General features: G+C 47.5%; 12 protein-coding genes. 3 read left to right on the top strand and 9 right to left on the bottom strand.

The window, feature by feature from the left end; all coding sequences use genetic code 11:
- Positions 1-96 precede the first annotated feature (96 nt).
- The 8 genes from CLV98_RS22415 to CLV98_RS22380 all read right to left on the bottom strand — a co-directional run bounded on the left by CLV98_RS22415 (position 97) and on the right by CLV98_RS22380 (position 10,529).
- Positions 97-885 (bottom strand): glucosamine-6-phosphate deaminase, encoded by a 789-nt coding sequence (locus CLV98_RS22415; RefSeq protein WP_109678251.1) that lies wholly within the window; start codon positions 883-885, stop codon positions 97-99.
- Positions 886-917: 32 nt separating this feature from the next.
- Complete coding sequence (gene nagA, locus CLV98_RS22410; protein ID WP_109678249.1) at positions 918-2,096, bottom strand: N-acetylglucosamine-6-phosphate deacetylase; 1,179 nt, start codon at positions 2,094-2,096, stop codon at positions 918-920.
- Between the two features lie 75 nt (positions 2,097-2,171).
- Complete coding sequence (locus CLV98_RS22405) at positions 2,172-3,491, bottom strand: sugar MFS transporter (RefSeq protein WP_109678247.1); 1,320 nt, start codon at positions 3,489-3,491, stop codon at positions 2,172-2,174.
- 164 nt (positions 3,492-3,655) lie between these two features.
- Entirely contained in the window at positions 3,656-5,035 is a 1,380-nt protein-coding gene (locus CLV98_RS22400; protein ID WP_109678245.1) for a Gfo/Idh/MocA family protein, read from the bottom strand.
- 50 nt (positions 5,036-5,085) lie between these two features.
- Entirely contained in the window at positions 5,086-7,203 is a 2,118-nt protein-coding gene (locus CLV98_RS22395) for a PVC-type heme-binding CxxCH protein (RefSeq protein ID WP_109678243.1), read from the bottom strand.
- A gap of 57 nt (positions 7,204-7,260) precedes the next feature.
- Complete coding sequence (locus CLV98_RS22390; protein WP_109678241.1) at positions 7,261-8,199, bottom strand: amidohydrolase family protein; 939 nt, start codon at positions 8,197-8,199, stop codon at positions 7,261-7,263.
- A gap of 18 nt (positions 8,200-8,217) precedes the next feature.
- A complete protein-coding gene (locus CLV98_RS22385; RefSeq protein WP_109678239.1) occupies positions 8,218-9,231 on the bottom strand; it encodes a Gfo/Idh/MocA family protein in 1,014 nt (337 codons plus the stop codon).
- A gap of 233 nt (positions 9,232-9,464) precedes the next feature.
- Positions 9,465-10,529 (bottom strand): LacI family DNA-binding transcriptional regulator, encoded by a 1,065-nt coding sequence (locus tag CLV98_RS22380; protein ID WP_229203537.1) that lies wholly within the window; start codon positions 10,527-10,529, stop codon positions 9,465-9,467.
- A 333-nt stretch (positions 10,530-10,862) separates the two neighbouring features.
- Here CLV98_RS22380 and CLV98_RS22375 point away from each other — a divergent pair, with 333 nt between their 5' ends.
- Together CLV98_RS22375 and CLV98_RS22370 are read left to right on the top strand one after the other, a co-directional pair.
- Entirely contained in the window at positions 10,863-12,302 is a 1,440-nt protein-coding gene (locus tag CLV98_RS22375; protein WP_109678237.1) for a sulfatase family protein, read from the top strand.
- Between the two features lie 39 nt (positions 12,303-12,341).
- Positions 12,342-13,895, top strand: coding sequence for a sulfatase (locus CLV98_RS22370; RefSeq protein ID WP_109678235.1), 1,554 nt, complete (start codon positions 12,342-12,344; stop codon positions 13,893-13,895).
- Between the two features lie 57 nt (positions 13,896-13,952).
- Here CLV98_RS22370 and CLV98_RS22365 read toward each other — a convergent pair whose 3' ends face one another.
- Entirely contained in the window at positions 13,953-18,128 is a 4,176-nt protein-coding gene (locus CLV98_RS22365; protein WP_109678233.1) for a carbohydrate-binding protein, read from the bottom strand.
- Positions 18,129-19,023: 895 nt separating this feature from the next.
- On the opposite strand from CLV98_RS22365, the gene CLV98_RS22360 reads away from it, so the two are divergent.
- Positions 19,024-19,318, top strand: a 295-nt coding sequence (locus CLV98_RS22360; protein WP_211320110.1) for a 6-phosphogluconolactonase, incomplete at its 3' end; no start/stop codon positions are given.

Genomic DNA, 19,318 nt, shown 5'->3' with positions numbered 1-19,318 from the left:
TGGGTAAAGCTAAGCGACGCCTGCAGAAATTGACATGCTCCACCCAGCGCCCCCCAACATTACTTAAAAAAAATGGATCCTATCTTTAGAACTTACTTACAAAGACGAGAAATTGGATAGTTTACCTGCACTGTCCCTATCAATAAATAAAAAGGCTTCAGGGTGCCGCTTTAATATCGTAGACGGATGGGTTTCCGAAACGGGACCCTCCAGCGTATGCCTGATGGCATCGGCTTTATTCTTACCAGGCACCATGCCATATACATATCTGGCTTTCATAAGGGCCGGTATCGTTACCGTAAGTGCCAATAAAGGGACAAGCTCCAATGTTTCGAAGCACTTGTCGTTCACCTGTTGCTGCCGGCATGGCTGATCCAGCTCCACCACTTTCACCGTTTTGGGATCGTCGAAAAAAGCGATATGCGGATCATTGAATGCCAGATGCCCATTTTCTCCTATGCCCAGGCATACAACATCGGTAGGATACTCTTCTAACAGTGCTGCATACCGGTCGCATTCGGCCTGTAGGTCGGTGGCATTTCCATCCAAATAATACACTTCCTCGATAGGCACTCTATCGAAAAGCCTTACTTTAAGGAAATATCCAAAGTTCTGTGGGGCATCGGATGCCAGCCCTAGGTATTCGTCCATATGGAAGGCCCTCACCCGTTGCCAGTCTATGAGCGGGTCGGTGCACAAGGCCTCCAAAAACTCGTTTTGAGAGGGTGCTGAAGCAAATATTACATGAACCATCTGCTGCTCTTGTTGCAATTGATGTATTCTTTGGGCTACCTGTAGGGCCGCCATTTTTCCTAACTCCAGTCGGGTAGGTAGGTATTGAACCTTTAATAAACCTGCCTCAAATGTAGTACCTTGATCATTCATGCGCGAAATAGAAATTGGTAATAGCCGTTATACTATGCTTTCTGATACACTATCTTGCCTCCTACGAGGGTAGCCTGGATGTTGATATCTGCATCAAAAATGACGATATCCGCATCTTTTCCAGCTACCAAGGACCCTTTATGGGCATCCACCCCCATAATACGTGCCGGAGTAAGGCTCATCATCCTCACCGCTTTGGGCAGAGATACCTCCGCCTGCTGCACCATGGTTCTTACGAGGCGGTCGGTGGTGGCCACACTCCCTGCAAAGGACGAACGATCGGGCATTTTGGCCACTCCATCTTCTACCAACACCCGTACCCCCGACTTGAGAGAGCCTAGGATACTATCGCCTTCCGGCATTCCTGCGGCACGCATGGCATCGGTGATCAGGGCGATCTGGTCGGCTCCTTTTATCTTGTCGATCAGCTTGAGCAGGGGGGCTGGTAAGTGTACCCCGTCGGCAATAATCTCGACATCCATATCGAGCAATAAGGCACTTTCGATGGTACCGGCATATCGATAGGCATTCTTGCGAGTAACCCCCGACATGGCCGAATACAAATGAGTAGCCAGCGTATATCCGTTTTCATAAGCCTCCAGCACTTCGTCGTATAGGGCATCGGTATGGGCCACGGCGGCTAGGATGCCCTTTTGCCTCAGTCTTTTGCCAAATTCGATGGCTCCTGGTAGCTCGGGAGCGGCACTCCACCGGGTTATATCACTGGAGTGCGCTAATATTTCTTCATATTCGGCCGGATCAGGATTGCGGATAAAGCGAGGGTCTTGAGCCCCACGCTGGCTTAGGGCAAAATAGGGCCCTTCTAGGTGCATCCCTAGGAAACTGGCCCCCATGGTATTGGCTGCAGAAGCGGCTTTGTACACATCCAGGGTATTGAGCAGGTCCTCTTTCTCGCTGGTCAGGGTAGTGGGCACCATGGCCGTAGTACCGAATTGTGCATGCTTTTCGGCAATTCCTAAAAAGGCCTCAACGGTACCATCCATAAAGTCGTGTCCTCCACCCCCATGGATATGGATATCGATAAACCCTGGAGCTACGTAGTTTCCCTCGGCGTCGATCACCGTGGCACCAGGCACCGATACATCCCCAGCGCATACCTGAACTACCTTGCCCTGATCGACCACTACAGTTCCTTGGGCAATCGTCCGAAACGGGGTGATAACCGTCCCGTTAATAATTTTTATTTTCATTATTTCATTCGTTTAATGCCCTCTTCTGGGGCTAAGCATCTTCTTGTATCTTACTATCAGACTTATTGGGCCCTTCTAGGACCATCTTCTTAATTTATGACCATGTACGGCATAGTATACCAAATAGAGGTAGCAGGGAATGAGAATCCAGTAGGCACTACGCACATCGTACATGTCGGCCAATAGTCCGTAAACCACGGGCATAATCGCATTTCCACAAAGCATCATGATCAGCACGGAAGCCCCCAACTTGGTGAAGCGCCCAAGGTCGTCTAGGGCCAGAGGCCAAATACCCGCCCACACCAGAGAATTGGCCAGGCCTAATAATACCACAAACCATATCGAAATATCGGCCGTATGTCCCAGAAAATGGATCGTGCCATTGGCAAAGATGATGAATAGGGTAAAAATGGTACCCAGGATCGTACAGATTCTTAGGGCGTTTACCTGGCTTATAAAGCGGGGTATGGCGGCGATTCCCAAGAGGTATCCACAAATAGTACAAAACAAAGTATAGGAAGGGAACACTTTGGCCTCCAACAAACCAATCCCCATCGAATCGGCATAGCTTATGATGGTGTCGATGGCGATCACTTGGGTACCCACATGCATAAATATGGCCACGGCCCCTAGTATCAGATGCGGGAATTGGAATATACTCGTTTTGGAAGCATTAGCCTCGGCTACTCCGCCGGTTTCGCGCTCCGTATCTATTTCGGGTAAGGGGGAGCGATAGACCAAGTACCCTAATACAAACAGAAAGATACCCAATGCCATATATGGATCGATTACCCGGCGAATTAACTCGTCGAGGGCGGCATTTCGAGCCACATCGGTCATGGAACTGAGCTCAGCAAACATGGCGGTGTCGGTAGGGCGTAGCACCACGGCCGCAAAGATAATAGGAGATAAAATACCTGCGGCCTTGTTGCAGATCCCCATGATACTAATCCGTTGAGCCGCCCTTTCTTTGTCCCCGAGTATTGTAATATAGGGGTTGGCGGCCGTCTGTAGGATAGCCAGCCCAATTCCAATCATAAAAAGGCCCAGCAAAAAAATTTCATACTTACGGAGCATGGCCGCCGGCAAAAATATAAAGGCCCCAAGCGACATGGCCCAAAAACCGTACATCATCCCTTTCTTAAAGCCTACCGATTTGAGCAAATACGAGGAAGGCACCGACATCACGAAGTAGGCGATATAAAAGGCAAAAGCCACGAGGTAGGCCTGAAAGCTCGTCAGTTCACAGGCTATCTTGAAATACGGTATGAGGATGGCATTAATCCAGGAAACAAAACCAAATATAAAAAACATCACTCCTATCAACAGAATCGAAATAATCGTCTGTTTTCTAGTGAGCTGATCGACCGTTATCTTTTGTGTAATACCATTCATTAATCTAGGCGTTTAGGAATTGTGTACCCCCCAAGCCTAGTCCTAAGAAGAAGGACTTGCGCACTTCTACCAGTAAGGCAATTGGGTGATACACGGTTAGTAAAGGAATGTTCTGTAATAGGACAGCGTTTTTTTTAGGACTTCATCATCAAGGATCGTCCCGATTATAGGGTTGGCTCCCAGCCCTTTTCATACGCTCTACCCCATAGCTTCTGTGCCGCCTTATTGTTAAGAATATGACCATTGCGGGAATCGACATCCAGCGTCCCACCGGTTCTCTGTGCTATATTCCCTAGCTGTGCCAGCAAGGTGCTCTGGTGCCCACCCAGAATATCCGAATTCAGAGCACTGCCTTTTTTAATGGCATCAAAAAAGTTTTGAAAGTGAAAAGAGTCCAAGGCTTGCGATGGGTTCATCTTGTTACGGGCATCGATCGCAATATTGTTTTTTACATCTTTTACGAGTTTATTTTTCAAATCGTAAACCTTATAGGAGTTACCACTATCTATTTGAACCGATCCCTTTTCGCCATAAAATATGACGCCTACACTACTGTCTTCGATGGTCCGGCCATTGCAGCTTCTTCCTTCCCAACTCATGGCACCTTTGTCGCCGAACTCCAGGTTGATCACCTGGGTATCGGGCGTTTCCCAGTCGTCCTGATAGCGGTACCGCCCTCCGGCAGAAGTCACCTTAGTTGGATACTCCACCTGCATTCCCCAGCGCATCAGATCCAGCATATGTGTACCATTATTGAGGGCTTCGCCGGTACCCCAATGCCAAAACCAGTGCCAGTTATAATGTATCAAATTATCCTGGAAGGGTCTTCTTGGAGCAGGACCTTGCCATAGGTCATAGTTCAACCATGCGGGTGCGGCTACTCGCTGCCCTACCCCAATAGATTCTCGGTTGTTGGTATACCAGCCTTTGGCGTAGTAGACCCGGCCTATAGCTCCCGAATGCACCTCGCGGATGGCCTCTGCCACATTGGGCCACGATCGGCGCTGGTTACCCATTTGAATCTGATTACCATATTTTTTCTGAACCTTTATCAACAGCTCCCCTTCATTAGGATTGTGACTACAAGGTTTCTCTAAGTATACGTGTTTACCCGCTTTGGAGGCCAATATGGCCGCCGGAGCATGCCAGTGGTCGGGGGCAGCCACCACCAGTACGTCCAAGTCCTTACTCTCTAAGGCCTTTCTAAAATCGGGATGGTTCTCTGGCTTTACCTGCTGAATATCCTTTACGGCATTAATACACTTCTCTGCCGCCCTGCTGTCAACATCCGAAATGGACACTACTGTGGCATTGGGCTGAAGAGCGAAATTACTCGCTAAGGCAAACCCTCTGCTATTGACACCCATTACCCCCACATGAACCTTTTCGTTAGCTCCAATAATACGGGCGTAACTCTTGGGCGTAAAACCAGGTAATATCCCACCTAGTGAGAATAAGGCGGCCCCAGTAGCCGATTTCTTCAAAAATTCCCTTCTAGAGTCCAATTGCGAGTCAGACACTGGTTTCGTTTTTTTCTTATTCATATTCAATTAAGTGTTTAGAAATGATTGTCGTTTAAAAAAAGATCTCAGCATTATTTTAACAGAGCATCCAATAATTCTTTTGAAGGATCGTCGGATTTTAGGGCCAGCTGGCTGAGTCGCTCCTTGGTCAATGGGCCTAGACGGTTGTTATCGGATTGGTATTTTCGGCCATGAACCAACCCACTGATCAGCGACTTCGTCCAAGTCTGGTAATGTGGAAGGGTAGTATCGGCCAGGCAATCCAACATTTTCACCAAGTCCCTATCCTTATTTTTGGCTCCCTGAATGAAAGCAAAATCTTCAATAAACTGGATACGATCGGCGGTAGTGCTATCGAAATAAGCACTATGGTATTTTAGGCTATCCAGGAGCACCGTAGACTGAGCGGTATGTCCACTCAAAACAGCCATTCGTAACCAAGGATCCTGCCCTCTTTTTATCAAAACCTTCCGCATGGCCTCGGTGATGTTCGGACCTTGGCTTCCCCCCAAACTTAAGGTTGCCTGATAAGCCACTCGGACGGAGGAGTCTTCCACCATTTTGGCCACTTCACTGGTCAGACTCGGAGTATTTTCGGCGAGCATAGCCCCATACTCCCGCACTCCCGGGTGTGGGTCGTGTAGGGCGGCCAGCAATGCCGCCGGAGATAATGCCCCGAGGCCTTCTAATACGAATAAGGCATGTAAGCGCGCCAAGGGGTCTGTTGCATTGGCCTGAAGTGCCAATACCGTTGGAACGATACTTTTATCCTGTCGCTCTAGAAGCAATCGTTGCGCTTGAAGCCTTTGCCACTGGTTAGGAAACGAAAGTAGGCCCACTAAGAGCTTAGAGCTCATGGCGCCCAAATTATACGCTGCCTGTTCGGAAGAAGCGGGAGTCACCGGGGTAATCTTATAGATACGGCCCCTGTTTTCTCCGTTCTTGAAAGCCATATCCTCTTTCAGATCGTCGGGAATTGATTCGGGAGTTTCTACATGTTGTCGGTAAAAATCAATCACATAGAGGGCTCCATCGGGCCCTACCGTAAAGCTGACCGGCCTGAACCAAGGGTCGGACGAACTCAAAAATTCTTTATTGGTGTCCTTTCGAAAACGTTTGACGGCCTTATAAACAGGGCTCAAGCTATCGGCAACCAGCAAGTCGCGGTGAACTAGATTACCGGCTACATCCCCCACAAAATAATTGCCTTGAAATGCCTTCGGAAAAGTGTGCCCCGTATACACGATGCCTCCTGATGCCGCGGTAAAATAATCTTCGGCATATTCCACCCGATCGAGCCCTTGTTGCTGAAAGCGTTCGTTGCGCCGACGGGTTCTTTCGGCCCTCCAATAAGGCGCCGGAGTCACCTGGAACATGGTGTTATCCTGGTCGCTAATATCCATAGCCCCCTTATGAGTGGGCATATATGGATTTCGATTAGCGTATCGCCAAGGCATGACGATCTGCTGAATGCGAACCGTATTTTCGGTAATAAACCTATGCCCCCAATCATTAAAAGTTTGACCAAATTGTGCATTACCCATCTCCCTTTCAAATTTGTTCTTGTCGGGTCGAAATCTAAAATCCGCACCCAGAACATCTAGTTCCTTCCTGTTTTTGGGCCGCAGGGCTCGTACCTTGCCCGGTTGACCATAATTGGCTACATAGATCCAATTGTCGATTCCCAGCGTGAGGCTAGAAAGTTGGTTTTCGACTCGTTCGGAATAGAATCCATCAAAAAGCTTCTCCTGAAGATCCGCTTGCAAATCGCCATTGGTATCCTTCATAAACCAAATATTGGGAGCGGCAGTCACTAACAATCCCCCTTTCCAGGGTAAGATACTACTCGCCTCCGACAGGTTTTCTGCGAATAAAATAGCCTTATCCATACGGCCATCACCATCCGAATCGGTCAGCATTTTGATCCGCCCCCGCCCCTTTCCGGTTTCTGGCTTGGTAGGGTAATCAGGCATTTCTACCACAAAAACACGTCCATATTCATCAAAAGCCATCCCTACAGGATCCATCACCAACGGTTCAGCTGCAAAAAGCTCGATCTTGAAGTCGGGGTTCAGGTCGATACTCTGTAAGGATGCCTCCGGGCTGAGCGGATCGGCATACTTACTGGGTGTGCAGGCTGAAGTATAGAAAAGAGACAAGAATACGAAGCTATAACTAGTGAATTTCATATGGTAATATTCGATTATGCCAAGGAGTGAGAATTGTCAGTCTCTAAAATAAGCATTTTAAATTCTGAATAACTTCTTTGCATTATCAAATAGTATTTTTCTTTCAATATTCTTCGTATTTGCTAATTTTCGGATCGTTGCAATGGTTCGACCTCCTTGGCATCCAGCCCCATAACCCAACGCATCGTTGCAGTCACTGCCATAAAGTAACTTGTCCTGATGTCGCTCTAAAAAGCCTTTGGCATGATCCTCGTCTCTGGTCATCGACGATAGCCCCGAACCTGCCGAAAGATCGCCGTACATATTGGGATAGTCACTAAGCAAGCGGTCCGTAAGCCCCCCTGCCTGTACTTTCGTTTTGGGGTATAACACCGTTTGGTCCCTATGATTCTTATCAATATTGGCCCACCAGGTTTGTGCATGGCCAATAAAGTTCACCCTTGGGAATTGCTCCAAGACCTTATAAAAGCGATCGTAATGGTAATTGTACCGCTCAAACTGCCAATGCATCAGCACCGGAACATCATACTCTTGGGCCAGATGATAAATTTCCTTCATTTCCTTGGAATCACATTCCACTCCAAATTTCAACTCCCCTATCACCACGGCCCCTAATTTCAAATATTTTTCTATTTCCTTGACGGCATCAGCTACATCGGGAACTTCGTTGGCTCCAAAGGCATAGGAATCAGGAAATTCTCGTACCAGTGCAAGGCACTCGTCATTGCCCCCACACTGCGCCTCCAAGCCATTAGAAACCCCACCATGGGTGGAAAGTCCAAAAGCCGGTGTGCCCGACGGTAATAAAATAGTTTTCGAAATGCCCATAGCCTTCTGATGCGCTAACAAAGCGGCCTTCGACCGGCCCAAATAATGCGAATGCTGGTGAATATCTATAATGGGCTCCAGAAAAGTCGATCCGACGTTGGACAAAGCGAGTGTCCCCAAAGCTCCAGCCATAAAGGCCCGTCTCGAAATATTGGTATCGTCATTCATAATTTGGCACTATCCTCACTAGCTGTTTTTGGCTTTATCCATCACAGAGGCAAGGGTGACCGACTTCCCTCCTTGCCTCTTGCTTTCATCGGCAGCCTCCATAAAGGCAAAAATCTCGGTGGTCTCTTCTGGAGTCACAGGCACTTGACCCGTTTTGAAATACTTAATTATATCTACCAATAGCATATTATACCCATTATAAGGCCCCAAGACCGTATTTCCGTCTTGGGTAAAAACCGTCCCGCCATAGTCGTGCTTGCCTGTTCGGGTCCCCCGAAAGGTCCCGATACGCCCGTCTTTCCATACGCCAACAACGAGTTCGGTGTCGGCAGTTTGCACCCGAGTTACGCTTTCGCACCCCGTTCCCATCACCGTGTAAAGCGTCTCTACCCCATGTATTCCGTACCAGAACAAATCAGGATGTGTTTCCTCTAGCTTAGCAGGACTAAAGGTATCTGCGCCAAGCACCTTCGATTTGTCGAGTCCCTCAATCCCCTTAATATATCGTAAGGAAGAACAAGAAAAAATGGGAATACCATAGGTCGCGGAGGCCTCATATATTTTTATAACATCCGTCAGGCTCGCTGCCACTGGCTTATCAATAAACACCCGCTTCCCCGACTTCAATACCGCTAAAGCCTGCTCCAAATGTAGCCGACCGTCGTTGGTTTCTAGCAGGACCACATCCACCCGAGCCAATAAGTCCGCTATAGAATCGACAATAGCGACCCCGTACTTCTTAACCTCTTCGGTATAACCAGGAATGCGACTACTGCTGCTCTCAATCTGCCTACTACCATATCGATAGGCAGCCTCTACCCGGTATCCATCAAAGTCGAGCAGCGCATCGGGGCTATTCAATGCTTTGGTAAAGGCTACACTATGAGAGGTATCCAAACCAATGATCCCTACTCGCTTACCTGCTACTCCCGCCTTGTGAAAAGAAAGTGGATCGAGTAGCCCAACACCAATGCCCGCTAATAGCGACGATTGAATAAAGGACCTTCTGCTTTGTACGTTCGTGAATTTCATGAATAAGAATTTAGGAATAATCAGCCTCCTTTATATTTACGGGTACGTACCCGTAAATATAAGACTTTAAATGCAAAAAATGGCTTATAGGGTGAATATATAGCAAAAATTCTAAATATCCCTTTTAATTCAAATCAATATTTGGGAATTGACCCAATGACCTCCCGAGCAGTGCTACGAAAGAAGGGAGTAGGCTCCCCCCGCTATCAAGAGGAGCAAGAGCCTAAAGGTGGTTAATTTTGATAGAAAGATCTATTTTCCATCGTGACAATATCGATAGGCATGTACTGCATTTTCTCTACTGTGGTATCTACCACCAGGTATTGGTACAGGGTCATAACACCCCGATACCCCTGTTCTTCGGGTTTATGGCAAATCAAAAAGTCGATGACGCCTTGGTCTAGAAATTGACAATTTTCTTGGAGAAAATCGTAGCCTATCAGGCGTATTTCTGGCCGGTTGAGCTTGGTTAAAAAAGTAGCCACCGACGAAACCCTAGAATTGGTAACAAAAACTCCCTCTACATGGGGATGGTTATGGAGGGCCTCTGTCAGATGCCGCGCCACCGATAAGTTGTCCGTATCTCGAATGTCGATAGTTACCAACCGATTTTGCAATTCTTTCTCCTTGAAATAACTCCGAAACCCTGCTTCTATAGTCAGGTGATTATTATTTTCTATTTCTTTTGAAATATTCACAACCAATACCGTAAAGGGCGACACGGCTCTATAGGTCAACAACTTGGCCCCTACATACCCGCTTTGAAATAGATGAGGACCGATATAACTAATTTTTTGGGACGTCGACAGGTCTGCATCAATGAAAACGTATGGGATTTTCAGTTCATCGCAGCGCGAAGTTAAGGCAATGGATTCATCGACAAATGTGGGCGACATCAGCAGGCCGTCCAGCTCGGTAGTGAGTAGCTTGGATGCCTGAGCCGTAAAACTGTGACGGTCATTCAGGTCAAAAAAATAATATACCAACCGAATACCGTAGCTTTCCAATTCCTTAGCTGCCCGTTGAATTCCTTGCAGAGGGGCCTCCCAAAACGATGTGTCAATAGAGGTATGCGGCACGAGCACCGCCATCTGTATGGCCTTGCGGGAGGCCAACCGACTCGCCAGTATATTGGGTCGATAATCTATTTCAGCTATAATATCATTAATTTTCTTTCTTGTTTTCTCTGAAACACCAGTTCTATTGTGTAGAACCCTATCAACAGTAGCTATAGAGACCTTGGCTCTTTTGGCAATTTCTTTGACTCCCAGATAAACTTTGTCATCTTTACCCATCATATTCCCTATCCTCGTTAAACATTATTACGGGCTTTTGGTCCCTTTTGTATACAAATGTAAAGATGGACCTTCGAAAAAAGGAGTGTAATCGGTCAGTTAATTACTGACAGCATTATTACTTGCTCCTCATCCATCCCTATTAATGGTCAAATTCCTCGATAAAAATCATATTTACCGAATCTGAGACGCAAAAAACATATTATTTTATAATATTTGACAACTAAACCATAAAATGGACTCGTAAGGGAGACTTTACGGTATCATATTCTGACCAATCGCCTGATCATATCTCCTAAACCAGTCGCAATTAATATCTACACAATTCTTAACCATATGAACTTACATAACTTTCGCACTTTTCAGTTTCTGCTACTACTACTGGCCAGCACGGTAAACGGCCAGGGGGTGCCCCCCCACAAGGAAAAGCCCAATATAGTATTATTTTTTATCGACGACTTGGGATATGGCGACCTGTCGGTCAATGGTGCCCTAGGTTACCTAACGCCTAACCTCGATAAAATGGCTATGGAAGGCACCCGTTTCACCAATTTCATGGCGGCTCAAGCCGTTTGTAGCGCTTCGAGGGCTGCGCTCCTTTCGGGGTGTTACCCCAACCGCCTGGGCATTTCTGGGGCCTATGGACCGGAATCGAAGGTGGGCTTAAACCCGGAGGAAGAGACCATTGCCGAAGTTGTCAAAAAAAGGGGCTATGCCACCGCCATCTTTGGGAAATGGCACCTGGGAAGCCGTAAGGAGTTCTTACCACTTCAACAGGGCTTCGATGAGTTTTATGGAGTCCCCTACTCCCACGATATGTGGCCGGGGCATCCCAACCAAGCCCATGCGCAGTATCCTCCCTTATTTTGGATAGAAGGCAATGAAAAAGCCGATGCCATTGCAACCCTATCCGATGCGAGCGCACTTACCCCTAATATCACAGAAAGGGCGGTTGGGTTCATCAGAAAGAATAAGTCCAACCCCTTTTTCTTATACATCCCACACCCACTACCCCATGTACCATTGGCAGCTTCGGCTCGTTTCAGGGGGAAGAGCTCCCGTGGTATATTCGGCGATGTGCTCATGGAGATAGACTGGTCGGTAGGCCAAATCATGCAGGAATTAAAAGCACAAGGTTTGGATGAAAACACATTGGTTATTTTCACCAGTGACAACGGCCCCTGGCTCAACTATGGGGATCATGCCGGATCGACCGGTGGTTTTCGAGAGGGCAAAGGCAGCTCTTTTGAAGGAGGGCAGCGGGTACCCTGTATCATGCGCTGGCCCGGAGTGGTGCCTGCTGGCCGGGTTAATAACCAGCTGATGGCCGCTATGGATATACTCCCGACTATTGCTTCGTTGACGGGTGCCGCCTTACCTACCAAAAAAATTGACGGCATCTCCATGGCCGGCCTCATTAAGGGAGAGGAGGCCATCAGCCCCCGCAAGAACTTCCTGTACTACTACCGTCGAAACAACCTCGAAGCGGTACGCCAAGGCGACTGGAAACTGGTATTTGAACATGCCGGAAGGAGCTATGAAGGACAACTCCCCGGTAAAGATGGGATGCCCGGACCAGCGCCAGAGAACCACCTTTTCCCTAAGGCCTTATATCATCTGACCCGCGACCCTGGCGAGCGCTACGACGTCCTGGAGCAAAATCCGGATATAGTAAAGGAACTAGAGGCCTTAGCAGAAGAAGCCAGAACGGACCTGGGTGATGACTTACAGAAAAGGAAAGGAAAAAATGTACGCCCTATAGGCCGGGTAGAATAATCGTCAAAAACAAAAAAATCAATTCTGTAACAAACCGGTATGAACTCCAAACAACGTAACATCCTGCTGATGTTCGCCTTTCTAGGCTATTTCCCCCTAGCTGCTAAGGCACAAAATACTTCCAACCGCCCCAATATCATCGTATTTATGGTCGACGATATGGGCTGGCAGGACACATCTGTTCCATTTTGGAACAAAAAAACGGAATTTAACAAACGCTATAGGACCCCTCATATGGAAAGATTAGCGCGGCAGGGAATGAAATTTACCAATGCCTATGCCACCCCCATATGTACCCCTACCCGAGTGAGCCTGATAACGGGAGTAACCGCGGCAAAGACCCAAGTAACCCAATGGACCCATCCCAACAAAAACAGGAATACGGACCATCCCGACCGGGTATTTAAGTCGGTACCATGGAATATGAATGGCTTTAGCCCTGTAGCAGGAGTAGAAAATACCTATTATGCCACCGCCCTTCCACAAGTATTGAAAGACCACGGCTATTATACAATCCATAGCGGAAAAGCCCATTTTGGCTCAGCCGGCACCCCTGCAGCCAATCCCCTCAACATTGGCTTTGAAGTGAATATTGCGGGAAGTGAGATTGGTCACCCGGCCAGCTATTTGGGAGAAAAAAATTATGACAACCCTAAGGATGGCCAGCCAAACCGTAATGCGGTTCCCGGACTAGAAAAATACCATGGTACCGATACTTTCCTGAGCGATGCCATTACCTATGAGGCGCTAGAGGCCCTAAAAAAGCCCATCGAATCGAAACAGCCCTTTTTCCTGTATCTTTCCCATTATGCAATACATAGCCCTATCAATACCGACAAAAGGTACATAGACCATTATCTGAAGGAAGGAATGAACCCTACCGAAGCGAGCTATGCCACCTTAATAGAGGGAATGGACAAGAGCTTAGGAGATGTTATGGACTTTTTGGACCGTGAAAAATTATCGGACAACACCCTGATTATTTTTATGTCCGATAATGGGGGCCTTAGCCTCACCCCACCTAGAGGAGGGGCCGAATGGAGCCATAACCTCCCTTTAAAGGGCGGAAAGGGTTCGGTATACGAAGGGGGGATTCGCGAGCCGATGATCGTTCGTTGGCCGGGAAAAATAAAACCAAACTCTACAGCCCAACAATACGTCATTATCGATGACTTCATGCCGACCATCCTGGAGGTGGCAGGCATTGAAAAGCCCAGTCTGGTACAAACCATGACGGGGAGGAGTTTCCTACCCATTTTGCAGAAACCCTCTTTTCGGGATGATAAAAGGGAATTATTGTGGCACCACCCCAATCGATGGACCATTAAGGATACCCTAAGCATTAACTGGGCCAGTGCTTACCGGCAAGGCGACTGGAAGATGATCTATGACTATAGAGCGGGCCGACTAGAATTATACAATCTTAAAAAGGATATAGGCGAGCAGCACGACTTGGCTGGCTCTAATACCAAAAAGGCCAAAGCAATGGCCAAAAACTTCACCTCCAAGCTAAAAGAATACCAAGCGCAGATGCCCTATTTTCTTGAAACAGGCAAGGTAGTTCCCTGGCCCGACGAGCTTCTTTCCCGTTGAATACTAGGAGGCCCAGGATAAAACCTACCTGGGCCTACCTAAAAATAGTGTGTAGTATTAGTGTTGAATGATCAGTTTCCTTAAGGCACGTTGACTTCCCTGCTGTACCTCCACCACGTACACCCCCACAGGCCACGATCGCAGGTCGACTCTTACCGTCTTGGCGACTTCCCCAGTGGCATACTGCCGATCCATATGTAGGCGTCCGGAACCTCCATTAAATACCCTAATTTGCGCAGGCGTAGTAGATGTTCCCCCCAAGTCGACCTCCATATAATCGGAAGCGGGATTGGGAAATATATTTACTTCGGTCTGAAGTGCGGGCGTCTCTTTTTCTTCTAAAACGACTGGCTCCTCCACCAGTCCTATTCTGGCGCTGCTCGCCGTGGCTTTCATCACGAACATGGGGGTTTCGGTCACCGTCAACGTGACATTTCCATTTACGAGAGGTACCTCTTCGAGACTCATGGCATTGGCCCCAGCCACCGGACGATACACCTGCGCCGTTCCCGTTCCGCCTAGGCTTAGCACATGACTAACCGACCGTCCTATTTCATCGGGGACCGTCAGCACATACATCTCTTGATCGTTATGAGTATATTGATCTACGATCGGATCCTGGCTCAGGGTTTGTTGGTAGCGAAAATCACCAAAAACCTTATTGACCTGATAAAGGAAATCAGCAGCGGGTCGGCGGGTTTGATCTCCATTGAGCAAGCCGGAAGAACCGAACATCCCTCCCCCATCATTATCGTCGTACATCTGATAGAAAAACACTTTTTCTATCCCCTTCCTTGCTGAAAATAAGGCGGTTCGTAATATCCAGTCGGCTTGCGTATCCAAGGCCGATTTGCTACCAATGGGTATGGCCTTAATGGGGCTTGTTTGGCTGACATCGAACCCTGTTTCGGTAATCCAAACCGGCATATCATAACAGAGCTGATGGGATACCTCTAGGAACTCATCGAGAGTAGCCCCTGCGTTGGTGGTCTCTATGGCAGCCCCACGGGTCGAAGTTCCACTTTGTGCCGACGAGGTATTGTCGGTATACAAATGAAAATTCACGATATCCCAGCACAGATCGACCGTACCATCCGGCTTATATCCTCTGAATTCCTTGCACCAATCCACCATTCCTTTTAGGTAATCGGGGCCAGTAACCAGGCCGGCAATCACGACCTTCATATTGGGATCAGCATTTTTAATGCCTATTGCAGGCCCCATGGTGTTTTTGTGCCCATCGTAAAAGGCCGAAAGGTTGGCTGCATATTCTCTAGCCGTCTGATATCCTTTTCTTCCCTTCCACCATTTATCTCGCTCATTATCACATTCTATGTATTCAATATAATCTAGGCCAATTCTTACCGTATTCGGCGTGTCGCCGGTCCAACGCGGAGTATTGTGTACACTTAGTAAAGTAGGGTCTACCTGGGTATTACTGCCATAACGCGCCGCATATTGGAAACCGATACGTGCTTGCTCCATATACGATGGCGGATCGGCAAAATCATTCCCGTACCGAACGGGTACGTTTTCAGAATCTCTTTCAGATTCTGGATAGCTGGCCAACATCCAACCCGGCAGGGTTTTAAGACAGGCCAACACCGATATATTTTGTTGTTTACAAAACTCATAAATCTTATCATAATTCCACCCCCCGCTAAGGGTGGGAGCAAAAGAATAAACGCCTTCTTCCGCCTCTAATTTTTCCCAATCCATATAATGGCGTAAACCCGTAAAACTTTTGGCAGCATCGGTCATCGGACCATTCAGCTCCCATGGCGTGGCCCCATGCTCGAAGTTCCATTCATAACCATTTACTCCAAACATGTCGCCAAGCCGTGCATTACTAGCAGAAACGGGAGTAGCTGTGGTTGTAGAAGCAGTATGGGAGCCATAGAACTCAATCTCGGTAGGCACTACTCCAGACATTTTGATTACCAAATACCGTGCGTTCGTAATGAGCGTATCGAGCAAATATTGAGCGTCTCCAGCCGTATTCCTATCGGGATAAGGGCCGACCCATCCGTTATACACCAATCCCTTAAAAGAAGCGATTTCTTTGCGCTCCCAGGAATCGGTAATTACCGAAACCGTCATAGGACTTTCGGGATTAGACCCACTCAAATCGAAAAACTTAATGGCCTTCAGGGTCATTTGCTCATCGTCGAGCAAGGGGTAGTAGGCCTCATAATCGTTAATCACCTTTCCCCAGCCCGTCAACACGTCCTCCTGAGTGTTCCCGTCAAAAAAACCTTCGAGCCCGTTGCTGGCATTGGTCAGCTGATACCACCGGGTGGGATCCATGGCAATTTTTGTCCCAAAGTCGACCGTTGGCGCCGCCATAACTTGGATCGTCTGCATCACGTCGTCGGCGGCGGCATAGCTGGCAGACTCTCCCTGAGAGGCAGTGATCGCGGCCGTCCCCACTCCCACTATCGATGCCTTCCATATTCCATTGTCTAGGTATACGCTCACGACCGATGGGTCAGACGAGCTGAAACTTAGGCCAGTCTCCTGATTTTCGGTGGTAGCACTGAGTTCAAAGTCAGCATCCCCTAGCCCCTTAGTAGGGAGGCTGGCGAAACTAATGGTCGGTTTCGCTTTAGCGGTGACCCCTCCTTCAACGACCTCGAACCAGTTAAAATTAAAAGTACCTTTATTGGCAAAAAGACGAACCACCTGACTCCCGGCCGACAAGTTGGCGGTGGTTTGAATGGTGGTATATACCTGCCAACCTCCGGTACGTGGTACGTCTATTTGCCCTAGGACACTACCCGAGACATCTTTTATTTCTATGATACCATTACCAAAGCTATTTGCTACCCGAAATTTGAAGGTATGGGCCCCCGCTGTGCTCAAACGCACATTATAATCGACCCAGTCGCCATCGTCGATATGAGAAACATTGCTGACGCCGTCGATATCGCCGGTGTCTTCCACACCTACATTCGACGCATTGTCGTAGGCTTCCGCTTCAATACGTCCTGGCAAAGTTTTAGAGCCGGTAACTTCGAATCGATTGAGGGTAAAAACACCCTGTTGGGCAAAGATCCGCAAGGTCTGCAGACCGGCCGGTAAAGCAGCGATGACACTCACGTTGGACCAGGCCTGTAGCCCCCCCGTACGAGGCACCAAGGTTTGGGCTAATACCGTCCCTGAGCTGTCTTGAACCTGAATGGTAGCCAAGTCACTGTATCCATTACCAATACGAAAATTGAAAGTATACATTCCTGCAGTGGGGACCAGTACCCGGTAGTCGGCCCAGGTGCTGTCGGCCATACCGGCAATATTACTCCCCCCTCCTACATCGGTAGTCGTCTCCAGATTGATATTACCACTGCTGCTAAAATTTTCGGCTTCTATGACGGCAGGAACGGCAATATAAGGGTCGGCAGGAGCCTGTGGAACCATGGATGCCACCTCAAACCAGTTAAAATTAAAGGTACCTTTATTGGCAAATAAGCGGATTATCTGACTTCCAGACGGGAGATTGACGGTGGTTTCGACGGTTGTGTATACCTGCCATCCACCCGTCTGGGGCACATTCACCTGGCCTAGGAGCAGCCCGGTGCTGTTCTGAATCTCTATAATACCATTCCCGAAACTGTTGGCTACTCTAAAACTCATTTTATAGGTACCCGACTGTGGCACTAACAGATTATAATCCATCCAGTCGTTATCATCGATATAGCCCACGTTGCTTCCCCCTCCGGTGTCGGAAGTAGGCTCCGTATTAACTTGAAAGGCGTTGGCAAAGTCTTCCGCTTCTATGACGGCCGGAACGGGAGCAGATTCCTGTATATCTATCCAATTGACGCTAAATATTCCAAGCTGGGCCGTCATCCTAATGGTTTGCGTCCCCGCTACAAGATAGGCTGTTTGGCGTACATCCTTCCAAGACTGCATCCCCCCGGTTGTGGGCAGATCGGCTTGAGCAATCAAACTTCCTGAAGGAGTACTGATTACCAAGGATGCATCAGGGCTAAAACCATTGGCTACACGAAAATTGAAAGAATAAAACCCCGATTGAGGTACCGTTACTTGGTACTCGGCCCAATGGCCGTCGTTCATCCATGCCAGATTACTTCCTCCTCCGCTGTCCTCACAGATTTGGGTATAGGTCCCATAAATGTTGGTATAAGCTTCAGCTTCGATTCGAGCCGGCAGTGTCTGTCCAATGGCATAATTGGCCCAAACAAAAAATAAGACGCTAAAGTAGAATGGTTTCATAGAATGCTGATCAATTAGGGCAGCAAAATATCGTATTTATTCTACAAAAACCAGCGATGTATCAGAATTATTTTTGAAAAATTGGACATACTTTAAAATATGCCATCAGAACCTATTTACCTTCCTAAATATAGACCTTGAACTTGTGGTAAAGCTATTTTCCAACGCTTCTTTACACGATTCTCTTCGTGGCCCTATGGCCCTTATAGTCACTCCCTTCGCTCGTGTCAGCCTAGATTTTAACCGATTTATTACTGTTTCATCCGATCTGACAATGTACTATAAACGCATAGAAACTTGCTCCGCTGCGTGATGACACCGATCTGTTTGGGCCAAAAAGACTGGATTCCAATCATTCTATGGTTGGAAAATTCAAAAAACGGACCTTTCCCTTAGAATTGACTGTATATTGTTTGTCAATTTTGTAATTGTGTTTTTTCTGTTTTGGGCTTTTCTTGGTCTCTTGCTCTTCGTAGACCTGATCCCAGTAGGCGGTTGCGAATTGATATATGTCCATATTGATGAGACGTAAGATTCTAAAATAAGTTACACCTAATACGATAAAAATGTCGTGCCAAATCAAATAAAACCTAACCTATCTGTGTAGGAATTAATTGATAAACAACTTTTTGAAGGCAAAACCTAGCCTCAGTTTGCAGAATACATGCATTTTAGAAATTAAAAGAAAATGATTAATAAATGGTAAACTGGGCTATTCCCCAACGCTTTAAATCCGAAAGATGGAAGCCACTAGGGGCCATTGGCTAAAAAATTATAGACATCAAACCGAATAGAATACGGAGCAACTGCGCTTTAATAGCTAAACAATCGGTTTGATGACCCTAGCATACTGATACAACGGCAATTATTAAAGACACTCAATAAAACAACAATAATGGAAGCGACTCGATTGAATATTAATATTTACGAAGACAAGGAGGCGATGAGTGCTGCAGCTGGCCAATATGCGATCGCTGTTATCAAAAATGCATTATTAGAAAGAGATCAAGCGGTAATTGTCACGGCTACCGGTGCCAGCCAAATAGACATGGTAAAAACCATTGTTACTTCTGAGGGCATCGATTGGTCGAAGGTAATCATGTTTCATTTGGATGAATACATAGGGTTACCCGCCACGCATCCGGCGAGTTTCAAAAAATACATTCAGGAGCGCTACCTCGATCAGCTCC

It is taken from the genome of Dyadobacter jejuensis, from assembly GCF_003149085.1.
GTDB classification, from domain to species: Bacteria; Bacteroidota; Bacteroidia; order Cytophagales; family Spirosomataceae; genus Dyadobacter; species Dyadobacter jejuensis.
The sequence above is the reverse complement of the archived record's forward strand: the minus strand, read 5'-3'. Positions and strand labels throughout refer to the sequence as shown.